This window comes from Coralliovum pocilloporae, from assembly GCF_030845175.1.
GTDB classification, from domain to species: Bacteria; Pseudomonadota; Alphaproteobacteria; order Rhizobiales; family Cohaesibacteraceae; genus Coralliovum; species Coralliovum pocilloporae.
Genome location: NZ_CP132542.1, coordinates 803,081 through 822,434 on the forward strand (window position 1 = coordinate 803,081; position 19,354 = coordinate 822,434).

Genomic DNA, 19,354 nt, shown 5'->3' on the forward strand with positions numbered 1-19,354 from the left:
TTTGACCGCAGGCCGGACTTATAAGCGGCACTTGCAGGCAAATGCAAGTCCTTTCTAGCGATTTTCGCTTTGAAGGATCAGTTTTCCGGCAATTGACCAGTCTGCCCTGTTGATAAGCAGAACACCGTTTCCGCCATCACCTGCTTTAAACGAGACCGCCAGTTCTTCCCCATTCAAAGCAATGCCGGTAACCTCAGCGCCTTGCGGCAATGCCTGCTCGACAAGACGGGTTCCGATCGCTGCGCGCGAGACATCACTTTTCGAAGGACCCAATGTCTTGTAAAGAATGGCTCCAAAGACGGCAATGAAGCCAACAAACATGATGAGACCGGAGCCGAGCAGAAGCCTGCGCATTTTTCTGTGCAGCTTCTCAGCCGCCGGATCCAGAGGTTTTTCCTCTTCATCATCCAGATGATATGACATGTACGAACCTGATTATGATACCCTTCCGTCAAACGAGACGGATCACATTACGCTTTACGCCGACGAGGACAGTGACGGCAAGAGGCTTGATGTCTTCATTGCCTCAAAAACCGACAGGCTCAGCCGCAGCCGTTACAAAACGCTGATCAAACAGGGCCAAGTCTCCATTGACGGCGCGACGATAAAAGAGCCGAACCATCGGGTCAATCCGGGGAATCAAATTGATATCCTCATGCCGGCTCCTGAAGACCCCGAACCGATGGGCGAAGACATTCCGCTCGACATCACTTACGAAGATCAGGACCTCATCGTCATCAATAAACCTGCAGGCCTTGTGGTTCACCCCGGGGCAGGCAACTGGACAGGCACACTGGTCAATGCCCTTATCCATCACTGCGGTGAAAGCCTGTCGGGCATCGGCGGCGTGAAGCGCCCGGGCATCGTGCACCGACTGGACAAGAACACCTCCGGTCTCATCGTTGTCGCCAAACATGACGAGGCCCATAACGGCCTGACCCGACAGTTCGCAGATCATGGGCGAAGCGGCCCTCTCAAACGGTCCTATCATGCTGTTGTCTGGAATGTTCCCTCACCCCGTTCCGGCACAATTCGCACCAATATCGCTCGCGCAACCAACAATCGCCTCCGCATGGCTGTCAGCAAATCCGGGAAAGAAGCGATTACACACTATCGGGTGAAAACCGTTTTCCCGAGCAAGGGCACGGATGAAACCGCAAGCCTGGTCGAATGCAATCTGGAGACGGGCCGAACACATCAGATTAGAGTTCATATGACCCATCTTGGGCACCCGCTTCTCGGTGATATGGAATATGGCTCCGGCTACGCATCCAAGGCCAAGAGCTTCCCGGAGGAAATCCAAGGATTTGTATCAGACTTCAAGCGTCAGGCGCTTCATGCCTTTCGCCTTGGTTTTGAGCATCCTGTCAGTGGTCAAACCATGCTGTTTGAAGCGGATTTACCCCAGGATATGAAGCATCTTGTTGAAAACCTGTCCAAACTTTAATGATTTTTGCCATTAAATCGGAATAAACAAAGCCTATATTATGCGGGTTGTCGGACGGGACTGTAGGCAATGAAATCGACCAGCAGGTGATTTCAACACGCAATCAGGAAAGGGGCGCTTTGATGGCCCAGGGTAATATTCCGGTACTGAGTGGTGAAGGCGGGCTCTCTCGCTATCTGAGCGAGATTAGACGCTTCCCGATGCTTGAGCCACAGCAAGAATACATGCTCGCCAAGAGTTATCTTGAGCATGATGACCGGGATGCCGCGCAGAAACTCGTGACCAGCCATCTGCGGCTTGTAGCCAAGATTGCCATGGGATACCGCGGTTATGGACTACCCATCGGCGAAGTGATCTCTGAAGGGAATGTCGGTCTGATGCAGGCCGTAAAACGGTTTGAGCCGGATAAAGGCTTCCGCCTTGCGACCTATGCAATGTGGTGGATCCGGGCGGCCATTCAGGAATACATCCTGCGGTCCTGGAGCCTCGTAAAAATGGGCACGACCGCAAACCAGAAACGTCTCTTCTTCAACCTCCGCAAGGTCAAAAGTCAGATTCAGGCACTGGATGATGGTGACCTGAGACCGGATCAGGTGAGCCAGATTGCCACGCATCTGGGCGTCAGCGAAGCTGAAGTTGTCAGCATGAACCGCCGCCTTTCCGGCGACGCTTCCCTGAACGCTCGTGTGCAATCGGCCGAGTCGGAATCCGGCGAGTGGCAGGACTGGCTGGTTGATGACAGTGACAGCCAGGAACAGATTCTGATCGAAAGTGACGAACTTGACCAGCGCCGCCAGCTGCTGAAAGACGCAATGGGCGTTCTGAATGAGCGCGAGCGCCGAATTTTCGAAGCCCGGAGACTGTCGGAAGATCCCATTACTCTGGAAACGCTGTCAGAAGAGTTCGATGTTTCAAGAGAACGTGTCCGGCAGATCGAAGTTCGTGCTTTTGAAAAGGTTCAGAAAGCGGTCAAGAACGCGGCTCGGGACATCGAAAAAAGCCGAATTGACCTGGTAGAGTCACGCATTTAATCTAAGACGTCTAAGATTGTAGAGGGGACATCTTGGGACGACCGCAGGAATTCGACAAACGCGAAGTACTCGAAAAGGCCATGGCGCTTTTTTGGGAGCGTGGATATACGGCAACGTCTATCCAGGATCTGACTACCCATACAGGCCTGTCTAAAGCCAGCCTCTACAATGCATTCGAGAGCAAAGACGGCTTTTTTAGAGCTGTTATCGAACACTATATTGAGACTAGACAAAAACGCCGCCTTGAACGACTGAAAGAAGCGTCTCCGGGCTATGATGCCATCGACACATTTTTTCACGAGCTCGTCCAGGCAAAGACCGAGCGCGACCGGCGCCTGGGGTGCCTGCTGACGAACACAGCGGTCGAACTTGGACCTCATGTCAGCTACGTGGAAGATCGTCTGTCCCGAGCTTTCAATAATGTGGAAGATGTGTTCCGTCAGGCCCTGCAGAAGGGCATAGAGGATGGCAGCATCTCGGATGAGGCGGATATCGAAACACTGGCAGGAGCCCTGTCCACAGCAATACAGGGTATCCGCGTGCTGGCTCGCTGTGGCACTGATGAAGCGAGCCTGCAAAAGACAGCAGAAACCTATCTGACACTCATCCCGCGGCCTTAGAATCCAATGTCTGCTCAATCACAATAGGGTCAAATCGAGCCTATTCGCTAACTCGCTACTTGAATTTTGAAACGAACGTTCTAAATCTCTTTTCATACAGACGGAGAACAGGAGCTCAGCATGTCCGATATCACCCCTCTTATCCCACGCCAGCAAGTCCCAGGTCTCAACGTGTCGCTAGCCAGTGGCGGAACCTGGTCCTTGGCAGACCAGACACCGGAAAACTTCACCATGGTGGTTTTCTATCGCGGGCTGCACTGCCCGATCTGCAAGAACCAGCTTCTTGATCTGCAGAAGAAATTGCCGGAGTTTGCCAAACGGGGCGTCCAGGTTGTCGCAATCTCTTCCGATGGTGCCGAACGCGCCGAACAGACCAAATCCGAATGGGGCCTGAACGAACTGGACCTCGGCTATGGTATCGACATGGCCACAGCCCGGCAGTGGGGCCTGTATGTATCAAATGGTATTGGCACAACGTCAATCGGGGTAGAAGAGCCCGGCATATTCAGCGAGCCAGGTCTGTTCCTTGTCAGACCAGACGGCACTCTCTACTTCGCATCCGTCCAGACCATGCCATTTGCCCGGCCGCACTTCGCCGAAATTCTGGGCGCTCTCGACTTTGTCCTGGCAAAGGGATACCCGGCCCGCGGTGAGGTCGAAACGGCAGCATAGAGTGGATGTGTTCTACCGCGTGCTTCTGAAAAATTGATAGACTTTTCAGATAAAAGCTCGCGCAGAAACAAACTCTTAAAGCAACGCCGCCGATTCAGGTTAACGGTCTTGTGCTTTAAGACAGCCGCTTATCAATGAAAAAAGGCGGCAGGCCCAAAAGCCTGCCGCCTTTATTGTAAGAAAAAGCTGTTGAAAGAATTGTCTCAACCACCCCAGGCGCGCAGCGCATCATCAAAGACACGCTTGCCGCTGCTACCCTTTTCCAAAGTCAGAATAGCACGGCGCTTGTTGGTATAGAGCAGAGGGATATCAATCCAGTTCTGCGTCCGGAGCAGATCTTCATTGACCTGCTGATCACCCGGGATAGACGACAGGGCCAGCCAGAAGAAATTCTCGGAAACCTTGGCAGATGCCGCACTGAGCGCACGGCCGCGCGCCTGCTCAGCGGTTTTCATGATCATACCCGGAACCTTCTCAATCGCTCCACCGGGGAAATCCGCCGGGCTTGAGAAAGTCAATTCAACCATATGGCTGGCAGGCAAAGCCTGATCATCATTCTTGCGAATAACCAGCTCAAGCGTCAGTCCCCGGTCAGGGACTGAAACACGGGCCAGAATGGATGGTACACCACCGGCAATCCCAGGAACCAGTTCCCAGGCAACAGATGCACTCAAGGCCTGCGCTGTCTGGCCGGACTGGTTACCTTCTTCATAAAGGATGGCCCGATCACTGATCAGAGGTGCGTTGGCGTCAGGCGTGCCAGCGGGATCAGTCGTAGCCCCGGAACCAGTTTGCCCAACATCATTGCCTTGTGACGAGGCCTCAGGCTGGCTTACACCTGTGTCAGGATCCGTGGACTGGTCCCGACTGTCATCAGATTTTGCAATTGTCGTTGTCGTACCGGATGACTGTGTCTGCGCACTGTCTGGTGCCGCATCATCATCTTCAGGCACCCGCTCCTCATCAACATTGCGGACATTCTTCGGTGGATCACGCTCTTCAGCCTGTTCAGGAACAGTCTCGGGTGGTGTGTCAGTCTCATTGCTGGCAACAACAGGTGTGCTGGTCGTCTCCGCTCCAAACAAAGCTTCAACAATCGCATCCTTCTGAGTGAAGGCTGCAACAGCACCGACAATGATCAGGCCAAGAAGGCCCAGGATCAGAAAAATCGGAGAGCCGCTCTTTTGTGCACTGGCTTGTGCCGTCAGACGGTCCGCAGCGAGAACCGGATCAGGCTTGGCATCCCGCTTGGGTTCCACCGCCGGCTTTGCCATCTCTGGCGCAGGTTTTTCAGCAGGCTTTGCTGCGGGCTGATCCGGCGCGCGTGTCCCGAGCTGTTCTGCATCCCTGACCGCATCCTTGAGGATTGTCTTCGCCTGCTCAATCTTTGCTTCCGGATCCTGACTGTCCGGTCCGGTTTCAGGGGTTTTCTGTCCAGCTTCAGATGGCGCATTCTTGTCTTCAGCCTCAGCAGGCTTGGAGCCCGCATACATGGCTGTACCATACTCAGCTTCGACCTTCCGGATCGCTTCTTCAAGCTCCAGACGCTGCCTTGAGAGCTCCTCAGGCGACAACGGCGGATCCAAAGCCTCAAGCTGTCTGACAAGAGCACCACGGGCACGCTCATAGACCGACCGACGGGCAGTGCCCGTATTCTCCGGCAATGCGCCGATGGTGCGATTCAGGATCAGATAGAAATCAGCCATGCGGTTTTAAACCACCTCGTTAATCCAGCCAGGGTCCAGCAGAGAAGCCTACTAGACCCTCTTCGTCAATCAATCCTCGAAAGGATCCTGAACCAGAATTGTATCATCCCGCTCCGGGCTGGTGGACAGCAATGCAACCGGCGCTTCGATCAATTCTTCGATATGACGTACATATTTAACAGCCTGGGCTGGCAGATCATTCCAGGTGCGAGCACCGGCAGTTGTCCCGGACCAGCCTTCCAGTGTTTCATAGATCGGTTTGACACGGGCCTGCTGTCCCTGAGACGCCGGAAGATAGTCAATACGTTTACCGTCAAGTTCATAGGCCACGCAAACCTTGATCTCATCAAGACCATCCAGCACATCAAGCTTGGTCAGTGCGATCCCGCTGATACCGGACGTTTTGCAGGTCTGCCGGACCAAAACGGCATCAAACCAGCCACAGCGGCGCTGACGTCCGGTAACGGTTCCAAACTCATGCCCGCGTTCGCCAAGAAACTGACCGATCTCGTCATTCAGTTCCGTCGGGAATGGCCCCTCACCCACACGGGTTGTGTAGGCTTTGGTAATGCCCAGAACATAATTGATCGCGTTCGGACCAAGCCCCGAACCAGTCGCAGCCTGACCGGCAATCGTGTTGGACGATGTGACAAACGGATAGGTACCGTGGTCAATATCCAGCAGAGCACCCTGAGCACCTTCAAACAGAATCCGATCCCCGGCCTTGCGACGTTCGTCGAGCAGATACCAGACTTTGTCCATGAAAGGCAGGATCTTGTCTGCCACACCAACCAATTCATCATAGATCGTCTGCGCAGAGATTTCCTCAACACCAAGACCGCGACGAATGGCATTGTGATGCACAAGAAGCCGTTCGATTTTGCCCGGCAGGGTATTCAGGTTCACCAGATCCATAAGGCGGATAGCACGACGACCGACCTTGTCTTCATAAGCCGGACCAATGCCGCGTCTTGTGGTCCCGATGCGCGTATCAGCAGACGAATTATTCTCGCGGATAGCATCCAGCTCCTGATGGAGGGACAGGATCAGCGGCGTATTCTCGGCAATGCGCAGATTGGCTTCAGAAACAGCAACACCCTGTTCGGCAAGACGACCAATCTCATCAGCCAGCGCACGCGGGTCCAGAACAACGCCATTGCCGATAACCGCCATCTTGTCCTGACGGACCACACCGGAGGGCAACAGGCTCAGCTTGTACTTTACCCCGTCAATAACCAATGTATGACCGGCATTGTGGCCGCCCTGAAAGCGGACAACCACATCGGCGCGCTCGGACAGCCAGTCAACGATTTTTCCTTTGCCTTCGTCCCCCCACTGAGAACCGACGACAACCACATTGGCCATGAGAACTACTCCTGAACTCGGGAATCAACGCAAAGCGTGATGCAAGACATAATCGCGTGCGTTATAGCGACGTTCTATAGGAATTGCGAGCCCGGACCGCAGTTCATATGGCCATTCTCAAAAAAAACCGCCGCGAGGCCGCGACGGTTCAAGAGATCACAGAGATATTCAGCCAGCTTCAGAACTGAAGAGGCTTTGCCTGCACCACGCCTTCAAGGTTGCCAACCTCCGCAAGAACCGCTTCAGTGAGACATCCGTCTATCTCCAGAAGAGCAATCGCATCCTGCCCCTGGCTCTGACGTCCCAGGTTAAAGGTCGCAATATTGACCGCCGCATTTCCGAGAACCGTCCCCAGGCGGCCAATGAAACCCGGCTTGTCCTGGTTGGAAATATACAACATGTTGGCACCAAGCTCGGCTTCCATATTGATGCCCTTGATCTGGATAACACGCGGCTTGCCGTCCGAGAAAACCGTCCCGGCCACCGAGCGTTCCTGCCGATCAGTGATTACTGTCAAACGGATATAGCTTTCATACGCGCCCTGCTGCTCACGACGGACTTCTTCAAGAGCAATACCACGTTCCTTGGCCATAGCCGGGGCGGAGACCATGTTCACGGTCTGGAGCAAAGGCTGAAGAACCCCGGCCAAAGCTGCCGATGAGAGGGCTTTCACATTCATGGAAGCAACAGCACCCTCATATTCTATGCGAATGCCCTTAAGCCCCGTTTCAGTCAGCTGTCCGGCAAACAGGCCCAGCTGCTCGGCAAGTTTGACAAAAGGTGTCAGCTTCGGGGCTTCTTCAGCACTGATTGACGGCATGTTCAGAGCATTTGTGACGGCCCCGCTCAACAGATAATCAGACATCTGCTCCGCAATCTGTACCGCAACATTCTCCTGCGCTTCAGTGGTCGCAGCACCGAGATGGGGCGTGCAGATAACATTTGGCAAGTCGAACAGCGGATTTTCCCTGGCGGGCTCCTCCTCAAACACATCAAGCGCCACACCGGCCACCTTGCCCGCTTCCAAAGCCACTTTAAGGGCTTCTTCGACGATCAGCCCTCCACGGGCGCAATTGACGATGCGAACACCATCCTTCATCAGATGCAATGCACGGGCGTCAATGATGTTACGCGTCTTGTCGGTCAACGGTGTATGCAGCGTTATGAAATCAGCGCGGCGCAGCAGATCATCCAGTTCTACCTTTTCCACACCAAGATCCACGGCCCGCTCTTCAGAAAGGAACGGGTCAAATGCCACGACCTTCATCCGAAGGCCAAGGGCACGATCGGCCACGACCGCACCGATATTACCGCATCCGATGACACCAAGAACCTTTCCGGTAATCTCGACACCCATGAAGCGGGATTTCTCCCATTTACTGGCCCGCGTGGATATGTCTGCCGCCGGTATCTGGCGAGCAAGCGCCAGCATAAGTGAAATCGCATGCTCTGCTGTTGTGATGGAATTGCCGAAAGGCGTATTCATCACGACGATACCCTTCTGGGTCGCCTTTGGCAGATCAATATTGTCGACACCGATACCGGCCCGACCAATCACTTTGAGATTGTCCGCTGCATCGATGATTTTTTCCGTGGCCTTGGTCGCGGACCGAATAGCCAGGCCATCATATTGCCCTATCACCTGCCGGAGGGCCTCTTTATCCTTGCCCAGATCAGGCTGGAAATCCACGTCGATACCGCGATCACGGAAGATCTGAACGGCAGTTTCAGAAAGCTTGTCAGAAATAAGAACACGAGGTGCCATAATACACTCCTGCTGCGAGCCTGTGCGCTCGCCAAATCAATGGGAAAAGTCTGGATTTACGCTGTCAGGCAATCAGGCTGCTGCGGATAGTGCCTGCTTTTCGGACGCGAAGGCCCAGTCAAGCCAGGGCAGCAGCGCCCGGACGTCATCCGGCTCAACAGTTGCCCCTGTCCAGATTCTGAGGCCGGGAGGCGCATCGCGATAGGCACCAATATCATAGGCGATACCGCGTCCTTCAAGCCGGGACACCAGTCCTTTGGCAAAAGCGCGCTGGCCCGCATCATCAAGAGCGGCAATATCCGGATCAACAATGGACAGGCAGACAGACGTATTCGAACGGGTTCCCGGATCAACCGCAAGAAAATCCACCCAGGCCGTTTCAGTGGCCCATTCGGCGATCGCACCAGCGCTGTCATCGGCCCGGGCAATCAGGGCGGGCAGCCCGCCAATGGACTTTGCCCAGTCCAGAGCATCCAGATAATCCTCGACACACAGCATGGATGGCGTGTTGATCGTTGCACCTTCAAAGATACCGGCAATCAGCTTGCCACCCTTCGTCAGGCGGAAGATCTTCGGTAATGGCCACGCAGGTGTGTAGGTCTCAAGCCGTTCCACGGCCCGCGGCCCGAGAATAAGGACTCCATGAGCCCCCTCACCACCCAGCACCTTCTGCCAGGAGAATGTCACCACATCCAACTTGTCAAACGGCAGAGGCTGGGCGAATGCTGCCGATGTGGCATCACAAATGGTCAGGCCCGCCCGGTCAGCAGAAATCCAGTCACCATTCGGCACACGAACACCGGATGTAGTTCCGTTCCAGGTAAAGACCACATCCCGATCGCAGTCCACTGCGGAAAGGTCAGGCAACAGACCATAGTCGGCCTCGAGCACCCGCACATCATCAAGCTTCAATTGTTTGCTGACATCGGTGACCCAGCCCTTGCCGAAAGATTCCCAGGCAAGCATATCGACGCCACGCGCACCGAGCAGCGACCAAAGGGCCATCTCGACGGCACCCGTATCAGATGCAGGCACGATACCGATCAGATGCGTATCGGGCACCTGCAGAACAGTCCGCGTCATGTCAATGGCGCGTTTCAGACGGTCTTTGCCAAGCTTTGCACGATGAGAGCGCCCCAATGGAGCCCGAGCAAGATTGTCGACGGTCCATCCGGGTCTTTTGGCACAAGGGCCAGACGAAAAACGGGGATTGCCCGGCGCAGTGCCGGGTACGGTAGGTTCAGCCATATCTCTACCCTTTCAGATAGCTGCCCCTCGTTGGGGAGGGGTGTCCCACCGCTGTATCTACGCTCCAAAACGTCGCCCGTCAACCAATTCATGTCGGTTTAAGATCATACGATAGATCTACCAGCCAAACAGAAAACCGGCGCACAAGGCGCCGGTTCCAAATTTCAGGTCTCAGGAAGTTCCTGGGATTAGTGCAGCTCGTAACGGAAGCCGACACGAACTTCATGAGCATCAATATCTTCGTGGTTGATCTGGCCACCGAAGCCATCATCCGCACTGGACACTTCACCCAGGTTCACATAGCGATAGTTCGCATCAAGCAACAGATTTTCGGTTACATCCAGAGACACACCGGCCATCAGAGCCCAGGCAAAGTTCCACTGACCATCGCCACCGAACGGAGTGGAAGATCCATCCGGGTTGACGCCAAAGTGGTTGCCCACATTCACGTAGGCAGCACCAATACCGCCACCGATGTAAGGGCGCAGGCCTTCGAGCACTTCGTACTCAAGATAGGCATTCCACAAGAGTGTATACGATTCGATGCTGGATTTCTCCTGGGAGAAGCCGGAACAACCAACCGTGGTACAGACAGCAAGACCGTAGAAGGATGCATCTACGCGATAGTCGACGGTCACATCCGTACGGAACCATTCATTGACCTGATAACCAATACCGGCACCGATAACGAATGTATGATCCAGGTCTTCCCAAAAAATATCAACGCGTGTGGAAGGGTTGGTAAAATCTGAATCCGTGGACTGATAGACAAAACCTACGTCACCGCGGAGATACCAGGTTCCTGATTCTTCAAAATCAATATCTACGATTGGTGGCTCGGGCAGATCCGCAGCGCTTGCAGCAACAGGGACGACTGCCAGCATCGCCGCACTGATTAGGGATTTAATCTTCAGGCTGACCATTTTATGTTCCTCAATCACCATGCACTCATAACGCCAGCATGAAAAGGATGCTGAAACTCAAGTAACAGAGATACAGAACAAGTCTTAATTGAAGATTAACCAAGAAACTTAACCTCAATTTTTAACCTTAACGCATCATTAATATCAGTTAATTTGTATTTATAAATTTGGCAAAATCCAATAATTCCTAGAGTTACAAAAATACATAAAATAAAAACTATTAATATTTCAGTATTTTTTGTTAATCATTGGATGGAAATTATATGTTCTCCTGACAAAATAAAAACCGGTGTCCATAAGGCACACCGGTTTTCAGATTAGATAGATATCGATTTCAGGGGCGATCAGGCAGCCACTGACCGCACAGCATTGCAGATATCGTCGACAACAGAGAGAACCAGAGGTTCATCATCCCCTTCCGCCATGACGCGAATAAGCGGCTCAGTCCCCGACTTCCGGATAACCAGACGCCCACGCCCGTCAAGACGCGCCTCACCTTCCGCAATAGCACTTTGAACATCAACGCTTTCAAGCGGTGCTCCACCGTTGAAACGGACATTCTTGAGAATCTGCGGCACGGGCTCAAACCGGTGACAGACCTCACTCACAGGCCGGTCACTCTCCTTGACCACAGACAGAACCTGCAGCGCTGATACGAGGCCATCACCTGTTGTGCTGAAATCTGAGAGGATAATATGGCCGGACTGCTCCCCGCCTACGTTATAACCGCCGGATTTCATCCGCTCGATGACATAGCGATCGCCAACCTTGGTTCGTTCCAATGTCAGCTTGCGATCGCTGAGATGACGTTCAAGGCCCAGATTGGACATGACTGTCGCCACGATACCGGGAGAAGACAGCATGGATCGGTCTGCCCACGTGTCGGCCACAACGGCCATCAGCTGATCGCCATCCACCACACGCCCCGTTTCATCAACAATGATGACCCGGTCCGCATCCCCATCAAGAGCAATCCCGATATCCGCACGAACTTCATGCACCTTGCGGCAAAGAGCATCCGTTGAAGTGGACCCGCATCCGTCATTGATGTTTATGCCATTTGGTTCGACACCAATGGTCACCACATCAGCGCCAAGCTCCCAGAGCGCATCCGGTGCCGACCGGTAGGCTGCACCATTGGCACAATCAATCACGACGCGCAGCCCTTCAAGACTCATAGAGCGTGGCAATGTCCGCTTAGCAAATTCAATATAGCGATCCCGAACACCATCCACACGCTTGGCACGACCCAGACGCTCAGAGGAAGCCAGTCGTGGCGCAAGATCTTCTTCCAGAAGGCTCTCAATCTGAGTCTCAAGTGCGTCAGACAGCTTGAAACCATCCGGCCCAAACAGCTTGATACCGTTGTCATGGTAAGGATTATGGGAGGCGGAAATCATGACGCCGATATCGGCCCTGAGGGATCGCGTCAGCATGGCAACTGCCGGAGTCGGCATCGGCCCCAACAGGAACACATCCATACCCGCGCTTGTAAATCCTGCCACCATGGCATTTTCAATCATATAGCCGGACAGCCGAGTATCCTTACCGATCACCACCCGGTGCCGGTGTTCTCCACGGGTAAAGATCAGGCCTGCAGCCATACCCACCTTCATCGCCAGTTCCGGCGTCATCGGTGGTGTATTGGCGCGACCGCGAATTCCATCCGTTCCAAAATATTTCCGAACCATTCAGGGACACCTTCTCGGACAACCAGAACCGCCTCATCCATTGCAAGTGGAGAGATGCTGATGGTCCGATATACTCCATTAAACTGTATTGGCCTTGTCATCAGACAACGCCTTTGGCCGCACCATACGCGAAACTCGTAACCAACGGGTTTCAAATTCAGTTATCAAGTGTAACAGAAAAGCGCGCCTGAGCAGTTCAGGCGCGCTTTGTCGTCTCTGTTCTGTAAAGGAGATCAAGCCTGAGGCTGAGGCTCCATACCACCCGGATCAGACTTGCCGTCCTTCTGCGATCCGGCAGTTGGCACTGCTGTACCGCGAGACGGAGGCGTCTCATCATCTGTATCACGATGAGGCGGCTTGCCTTTCAGAAGATCACAGATCTCATCACCGGACAGGGTTTCATACTCAAGCAGACCCTGGGCAATCGCGTGCAGCTCATCTTCGTAGTCGGTCAGGATCTGCTCCGCAGTCTGATAACCCTGGTCAACATAGGCCTTGATTTCCTCGTCGATCATCTTCTGTGTCTGCCCGGCAATATTTTGCTGACGGGCAACGGAATGGCCGAGGAAAACCTCTTCCTGATTCTCACCATAGGCAATCAGGCCCAGCTTGTCGGACATGCCCCACTGGGTCACCATGGCGCGTGCCAGACGCGTTGCCATCTGGATATCGCCGGAGGCGCCTGAGGTCACCTTCTCATAGCCGAAGATCTTCTCTTCCGCGACGCGACCACCCATGGCAACCGCCAGATCCGCATAACACTTGGCCCGGGTCAGCGAGACCTGATCTTTCTCAGGCAGGCGCATGACCATACCCAAAGCCCGGCCACGCGGAATGATGGTGGCTTTATGGATCGGATCAGAAGCAGGCATATGCAGGGTCACCAGAGCATGGCCAGCCTCGTGATAGGCGGTGAGTTTCTTCTCCTCATCCGTCATCACCAGCGTCCGGCGCTCGGCGCCCATCATTACCTTGTCTTTTGCATCTTCAAATTCCTGCATCGTCACAAGACGACGGCTGCGCCGTGCCGCAAGGAGTGCCGCTTCATTCACAAGGTTCATCAGGTCAGCACCAGAGAAACCCGGAGTTCCACGGGCAAGCGTCTTGATGTTGACATCCGGAGCCAGCGGAACATTGCGCACATGAACTTTGAGGATTTTCTCACGACCGGTCACATCCGGATTGGGCACAACAACCTGTCGGTCGAAACGGCCCGGACGCAGCAGCGCCGGATCCAGAACATCAGGACGGTTGGTCGCTGCAATCAGGATGATGCCTTCATTGGCCTCAAAGCCATCCATTTCAACGAGCAGCTGGTTGAGCGTCTGTTCACGTTCGTCATTGCCGCCGCCAAGGCCCGCACCACGGTGACGGCCTACAGCATCGATCTCATCAATAAAGATGATGCAGGGAGCGTTTTTCTTGGCCTGCTCGAACATGTCACGGACACGGCTGGCACCGACACCCACGAACATCTCAACAAAGTCAGAACCGGAAATGGTGAAGAACGGCACATTGGCTTCACCGGCAACTGATTTGGCCAGAAGCGTTTTACCGGTACCCGGAGGGCCAACCAGCAGCACACCGCGCGGAATACGACCGCCCAGACGCTGGAATTTCTGCGGATCGCGGAGGAACTCAACGATCTCCTGCAGGTCTTCCTTGGCTTCATCCACGCCAGCAACATCTTCAAAGGTCACACGACCATGCGCTTCCGTGAGCATCTTTGCCTTGGACTTGCCAAAACCCATGGCCTTGCCGCCTGAACCCTGCATCTGGCGCATGAAGAACACCCAGACCGCAATAAACAGAAGCATCGGGAACCAGTTCAGAAGAGCACCCAGGATCGGAGAACCTTCCGTTTCCGGCTTGGCCGTAATGGCAACACCCTTGCCATGCAGCTTATCAACAAGGTTCGGAGCATCCGGAGAATAGGTATGGAAGCTTGTATTGTTCCGATACTGACCCGTAATGTTCGGTCCGGAAATCGTGACACTGCTGACCTGTCCCTGCTCCACATCAGTCAGGAACTGGGAGAATGGAATCTCGCGTGTCGACCCACGCTGGGTGGGGTTCTGGAACAACTGAAACAGGGCAATCAAAAGCAAGGCAATGATGACCCAAAGGGCAAAGTTTCTGAAGTTACTGTTCATATGGATGTCCTGTTCGCCCCTGAACCTAGAATTCTGCAAATTTGGAAGATCTTATCATTCAGAGGTTAAAGATAGGTGGGCTTTACACCGATTCCAAGTCAAAGAACCGGCCAATTTGCCGCAAAAACACGCTTTTATGGATATTCTGTTGACCATATTGTCAGAAACTCGTCATCAGCCAGTGGAACAAGCACAGGATTCCCCTGTCTATGACCGCCATTCCCCGTTTCAGCTTTCTCTTCTGGCTCTAATCCTGCTTCACCTAAGACCGACACCACACCCTCACGCATAAGAATCGGTACGGCCATTCTGGCGGCCGGCGGCATCTCCAGATACCGGGTCGGCAATGACGGGCAATCGGATGATGACAGAATCGACAATGGACAAATCACATCACCGGCACGAAAACCATCTGACACATTCACCCTGTAGCGCTGATCCCAGATGATCTCTTTATCCTTATCCGCCAGTTCCTGAGCAGGCAGGCCTTCACGCCCGTCTTCCCGATAGATCCAGAGGCCATTCCCCCAAAACTCAAGAACCGCCCCACCAAGTGTACGGCGATAAGGCTCTCCGGTGGATAAGGCCTGCAGGAATTCAGCAATATGACTCTCAAGGGCATCAGCTCTTGGCGGATAAGCCCGATTGCCGCTTAACCCAACAAGTAGCCGGACGGCCAAATAGTTGAACTCGGGATGCTGATTGTCGAAAAACCCACGATCAACACGAAAGCAAAGCCCCGGATAACGCTTGAGGCAAGGTCTCAGCTTTTCCAATAATACGGATTGCAGGGCATCATTGCTGCGTCTGAGGCGCTCCAGAGTCTCACTGATCCGCCCCGAATCGAGACCAAGTTCCGCAAGTTGCGGCAGCATTTTTCGAATGCGGACACGGGCAAACCGGTCATCATGATTGCTCGGATCATCGATCCAGCTCTGCCCGACCTCATTGAGATAGGATTCCGTCTGATATCTGGAAAACGAAAGGAATGGCCGCTCAACTGAAATGCCATTCATCATTCGGCTGCTTGTCATCGCCGCAAGGCCTTTAAGGCCACTTCCCCGCGCCAGACGTATCAGAAAGGTTTCAGCCTGATCATCCCGGTGATGTGCCACCAGCAGGTGCCCATAGCCCCGCTCAGACAGAAAGGATGTCATGAGATCATAACGGGCCTCACGGGCACCAGCCTGCAGATTGCCGCTGATGGCCCCTGATTGAACCGGGAGAATGTAGTGATCCAAGGCTAACTTGTCACACAGACCAGCGACAAACCTGGCCTCTTCTGCGGCTTCCGCCCTAAGGCCATGATCAACAGTTAGAACACATACAGGCAGATCAGGGGCGTTTTGAGTCCGCCAGTGTGCAAAACTGAACAGCAGGCAGAGCGAATCCGCGCCCCCTGAGACCGCCAGACCAACGCCCGCTACATCGGTAAAGTGGCGATAGGCCGCTTCGAAATCGATTGAGGAAAGCGGCTTATCCGCACCGGGCATTCTGACGCTCAGTCCGTGCACGGCGTTTCAGGGCATCAGGTGCCTGCGGATATTTCTTCAGCATTTCGCCAAACGTCACGCAGGCCGCCTGGCGCTGTTGCAGCTGATTGAGAGAAACCCCAAGCTTCAACAGGCTCTCAGGCGCTTTGTTGTCCTGAGGATATTTAGTCGACACTTCCAGATAGTGATTGGCGGCTTCACGATAACGCCCCTGCGCAAACAGGCTTTCCGCCAGCCAGAACTTGGCATTTGGCTGCAAACGGTGGTTCGGATTCTCGGCAAGAAACTGATTAAAGCCGGATTCAGCCAGATCATAATCCCCGGTCAGCACATAGCCATAAGCCAGGTCATAGGAATCCTGCGGATCACCGGACCCTGCAGTCACACCCAAATTCTGGCCAAAATTCTGGTCTCCAGACCCGGTGTCATCCAGACCTCCAGTCAACCCGCCGGCCAATGCAGACAAATCAAGCGGGCCGCTCTCAAAGTTACCTGATGTGGAATCATTGCCACTGGCCGAGACTTCGCCCAGTGATCGCGGCTCAAGTGAGCTGAGACGATTGCCAGTTGATGTATCCGACTGCCTTGGGGCCGCCGCCGTCTGATTGCGTGGACGGGATTGGGTCGGCGCGGCATTCGAGCGCTTCTTGCCGGCACCGCCTTCGAGCCTCTGCAGACGAAACTCGTTGTCTTCCTGAGCCCGGCGCAGCTGTTCTTTCAACTGCCGCATTTCATAGAGCAGCTCTTCCACCTGGCCATTCAGCCGCCGCATCTGGGATTCAGCCCGGTCCAGACGTACATTCAGGTCGGCAGCACTCTGGGCCACGACAATCGGCTGGCCCGCCCGCGTCTCTCGCTGCCCCAGCAGCGGTGCAGGTGGTGTCACTGTGTCAGAAAATGCTGTCAGGCCTGCTGCCAGCCGGTCTCTCTGGCGCTCGACCTCTCGTTCAAGGGTACTCACCCGGCTTTCCGATGCATTGGCCGGAGTAAATCCACCCAGCGCCAGAAGCGTCACAAGAGAAGCCGAGAGAATGGCCTGATGTTTCAACCGCATAAATCCGTCCCCATGAAGAGCGATCCGATTACAGAAATCGGCTAGTCCAGTTCTGAGGTTATGTCTAGCCGAAACTATGGCCAAAATAAAACCGGCAGGGAAATCCCTGCCGGTCCAAACCACACAATGGTGATTGATTTACTGCGTTGGCACAGTCACCGCACGCCGGTTCTGAGACCAGCAGCTGATGTCATCACAAACGGCAACCGGGCGTTCCTTACCAAAGGAAATGGTCTTGATCCGTGTTGGAGCAATTCCCTTGGACATCAGGTAATTCCGCGTTGCAGTTGCGCGCCGGGCACCAAGCGCCAGGTTATATTCCCGGGTGCCGCGCTCATCCGCATGACCTTCAATGGTGATGCTGTATTTCGCATATTGCGTCAGCCACTGAGCCTGGCGATCCAGCGTCGTTTTGCCTTCTGCCGTCAGGTCTGTTGAATCCGTGGTGAAGAAAACACGATCTCCCACACTCACGGTGAACTCCTGCACACTGCCCGGAGGCGCCTTTGTGCCGGAATTGAAGTCTTTATTCGTGTTTGAACACGCAGCCACTGTCAGAGCCAGCAGAGCGGCAAGTCCGATCCGTTTGCCCATCTGGCCAACTGTCGTGTGAACGGGTAACAGGTTCATCCCCGGTCACTCCTTATCTATGTCCCAAATCGCTGCCGATAATACCCTGTTTAGGTTAAGCAGCCGTTGGCAAACGTGGTTAATAAGCGATTAAGGAAATTTCGTGTCAAAACTGCGTCTGACCGTTTTCCATCCCCTCATCGGCAGAAATCTGCATCAGTTGACCAGTGGCGACCAGGCCGGATCTGAGGCAAAAGTGGATGTATCCATCCGCAACTCATTCCGCCCCGTCAGGTCAATAGACCACAGGCGCGGCCCGCCATTGGGACCAGGTATGTCCCGGAAGAACATCAGCACACGGCCATTCGGTGCCCATGTAGGCCCTTCATTGTGATAACCCTCAGTCAGGATACGCTCTCCTGACCCGTCTGTCTTCATGACGCCGATAAGAAACTGCCCGCCACTGCGCTTGGTAAAGGCAATCAGATCGCCTCGTGGTGACCACACCGGCGTCGAATAAGATCCGTCACCAAAACTGATGCGTCGCTGGTTCGAACCATCCGCATTCATAACGTAAAGCTGCTGCGATCCGCCCCGGTCCGATTCAAAAACAATCTGACGACCATCCGGTGAATAGCTTGGCCCGGTATCAATGGACGCCGAATTGGTCAGACGCGTGGTCCGTCGTGATCTGAGGTCCATCGTGAAGATATTGGCATTGCCTTCCTGCTGAAGGCTCATGATCACCTTGTGGCCATCCGGGGAGAAGCGCGGGGCGAAAGTCATACCCGGGAAATTACCGACCACCTCACGCTGGCCCGTCTCGATGTTCAGCAGATACACACGAGGCCGATCATTGCCGAACGACATATAGGTCACTTCCTGCCGGGACGGGCTGAACCGGGGTGTCAGAACAAGATCATTGCCATTGGTCAGGTAGCGTACATTGGCGCCGTCCTGATCCATAATAGCCAGCCGCTTCACACGCTTGTCTTTCGGTCCATCTTCCGAGACAAACACGATCCGCGTGTCAAAATAACCCTTTTCGCCGGTAAGCCGTTCGTAGATGGCATCAGAAATGATATGCGCCAGACGCCGCCAGTTGCTCTGGGGCGTGAAAAACTGCTGGCCCAGCATCTGCTGTCCGGCAAACACATCCCACAGACGGAATTCCGCTTTCAGACGGCCATCAGGCTGGCTGGTAATCTTGCCCACCACAAGTGCCTGGGCCTCAAGCACACGCCAGTTCTGGAATTGCGGTGTCCTGTCCGGGCCTGCATCGCGACTGATAAAGGCCTGCGGGTCAATCGGACGGAACAGGCCTGATCGCTGAAGATTTGATGTGATAACCTCGGTAATATCCTGCCCGACCTGGGCATCGCCCCCGGCTCCAATAAAGTTTGGCAGAGCAATGGGCAGTGGTTCAACCACACCTTCGGTAATCTGGAGCTTCAGCACCGCCTGTGCCGGATTGCTGAAAGTCGCAAGCCCCACGACAACGGCAAGTGACAGGAAAGCAAGGGACCCCAGACGGGCAAACGCTTTCAGCGGGGATTGCCAAACAGACACCATTGTCACTCTCCTTCAAAGCTGACCTTGCCAGCATATCAGCAGAT

16 protein-coding genes are annotated in these 19,354 nt (G+C 54.3%); 4 read left to right on the forward strand and 12 right to left on the reverse strand.

The genetic code is table 11. The features are described 5' to 3' along the window. Positions 1 to 54 precede the first annotated feature (54 nt). Entirely contained in the window at positions 55 to 423 is a 369-nt protein-coding gene (locus tag RA157_RS03790; protein ID WP_350335145.1) for a hypothetical protein, read from the reverse strand. Between RA157_RS03790 and RA157_RS03795 the strand changes: the two genes are divergently transcribed. The 4 genes from RA157_RS03795 (at position 422) to RA157_RS03810 (ending at position 3,770) form a co-directional block, all read left to right on the forward strand. Beyond that, positions 422 to 1,447: an RluA family pseudouridine synthase gene (locus RA157_RS03795; protein WP_350335146.1), complete on the forward strand. Its 1,026-nt coding sequence runs from the start codon at positions 422 to 424 to the stop codon at positions 1,445 to 1,447. The two genes, RA157_RS03790 and RA157_RS03795, sit on opposite strands and share 2 nt — an antisense overlap. A 122-nt stretch (positions 1,448 to 1,569) precedes the next feature. Then, on the forward strand, positions 1,570 to 2,478 hold the full coding sequence (rpoH, locus tag RA157_RS03800) for an RNA polymerase sigma factor RpoH (RefSeq protein ID WP_350335147.1): 909 nt from the start codon (positions 1,570 to 1,572) through the stop codon (positions 2,476 to 2,478). Positions 2,479 to 2,510: 32 nt separating this feature from the next. Then, positions 2,511 to 3,098, forward strand: coding sequence for a TetR/AcrR family transcriptional regulator (locus tag RA157_RS03805; RefSeq protein ID WP_350335148.1), 588 nt, complete (start codon positions 2,511 to 2,513; stop codon positions 3,096 to 3,098). A gap of 120 nt (positions 3,099 to 3,218) precedes the next feature. Continuing rightward, positions 3,219 to 3,770 (forward strand): peroxiredoxin-like family protein, encoded by a 552-nt coding sequence (locus tag RA157_RS03810; RefSeq protein ID WP_350335149.1) that lies wholly within the window; start codon positions 3,219 to 3,221, stop codon positions 3,768 to 3,770. Between the two features lie 203 nt (positions 3,771 to 3,973). On the opposite strand, the gene RA157_RS03815 is transcribed toward RA157_RS03810, so the two are convergent. From RA157_RS03815 to tolB, 11 genes are all read right to left on the reverse strand, one after another. After that, the gene (locus tag RA157_RS03815; protein ID WP_350335150.1) at positions 3,974 to 5,476 is read right to left on the reverse strand and encodes a hypothetical protein; all 1,503 of its coding nucleotides are present in this window, start codon (positions 5,474 to 5,476) and stop codon (positions 3,974 to 3,976) included. A 69-nt stretch (positions 5,477 to 5,545) separates the two neighbouring features. Then, positions 5,546 to 6,841, reverse strand: coding sequence for an adenylosuccinate synthase (locus RA157_RS03820; RefSeq protein ID WP_350335151.1), 1,296 nt, complete (start codon positions 6,839 to 6,841; stop codon positions 5,546 to 5,548). 178 nt (positions 6,842 to 7,019) lie between these two features. Next, positions 7,020 to 8,606 carry a phosphoglycerate dehydrogenase gene (serA, locus tag RA157_RS03825; RefSeq protein WP_350335152.1) on the reverse strand — a complete coding sequence of 529 codons (1,587 nt, stop codon included), beginning with the start codon at positions 8,604 to 8,606 and terminating at the stop codon, positions 7,020 to 7,022. Positions 8,607 to 8,678: 72 nt separating this feature from the next. Further along, positions 8,679 to 9,854, reverse strand: coding sequence for a phosphoserine transaminase (locus tag RA157_RS03830; RefSeq protein WP_350335153.1), 1,176 nt, complete (start codon positions 9,852 to 9,854; stop codon positions 8,679 to 8,681). Between the two features lie 188 nt (positions 9,855 to 10,042). Continuing rightward, the gene (locus RA157_RS03835; protein WP_350335154.1) at positions 10,043 to 10,777 is read right to left on the reverse strand and encodes an outer membrane protein; all 735 of its coding nucleotides are present in this window, start codon (positions 10,775 to 10,777) and stop codon (positions 10,043 to 10,045) included. A gap of 344 nt (positions 10,778 to 11,121) precedes the next feature. Then, entirely contained in the window at positions 11,122 to 12,468 is a 1,347-nt protein-coding gene (gene glmM / locus RA157_RS03840) for a phosphoglucosamine mutase (protein WP_350335155.1), read from the reverse strand. 233 nt (positions 12,469 to 12,701) lie between these two features. Continuing rightward, positions 12,702 to 14,621 carry an ATP-dependent zinc metalloprotease FtsH gene (gene ftsH, locus RA157_RS03845; RefSeq protein WP_350335156.1) on the reverse strand — a complete coding sequence of 640 codons (1,920 nt, stop codon included), beginning with the start codon at positions 14,619 to 14,621 and terminating at the stop codon, positions 12,702 to 12,704. A gap of 134 nt (positions 14,622 to 14,755) precedes the next feature. Beyond that, on the reverse strand, positions 14,756 to 16,114 hold the full coding sequence (gene tilS / locus RA157_RS03850; RefSeq protein ID WP_350335157.1) for a tRNA lysidine(34) synthetase TilS: 1,359 nt from the start codon (positions 16,112 to 16,114) through the stop codon (positions 14,756 to 14,758). After that, positions 16,098 to 17,168 carry a tol-pal system protein YbgF gene (gene ybgF, locus RA157_RS03855; RefSeq protein WP_350335158.1) on the reverse strand — a complete coding sequence of 357 codons (1,071 nt, stop codon included), beginning with the start codon at positions 17,166 to 17,168 and terminating at the stop codon, positions 16,098 to 16,100. The genes tilS and ybgF overlap by 17 nt, the downstream gene beginning before the upstream one ends. Positions 17,169 to 17,306: 138 nt before the next feature. Then, positions 17,307 to 17,798, reverse strand: coding sequence for a peptidoglycan-associated lipoprotein Pal (gene pal, locus RA157_RS03860; protein ID WP_350335159.1), 492 nt, complete (start codon positions 17,796 to 17,798; stop codon positions 17,307 to 17,309). A 156-nt stretch (positions 17,799 to 17,954) separates the two neighbouring features. Continuing rightward, on the reverse strand, positions 17,955 to 19,310 hold the full coding sequence (tolB, locus tag RA157_RS03865) for a Tol-Pal system beta propeller repeat protein TolB (protein WP_350335160.1): 1,356 nt from the start codon (positions 19,308 to 19,310) through the stop codon (positions 17,955 to 17,957). Positions 19,311 to 19,354: the final 44 nt, after the last annotated feature.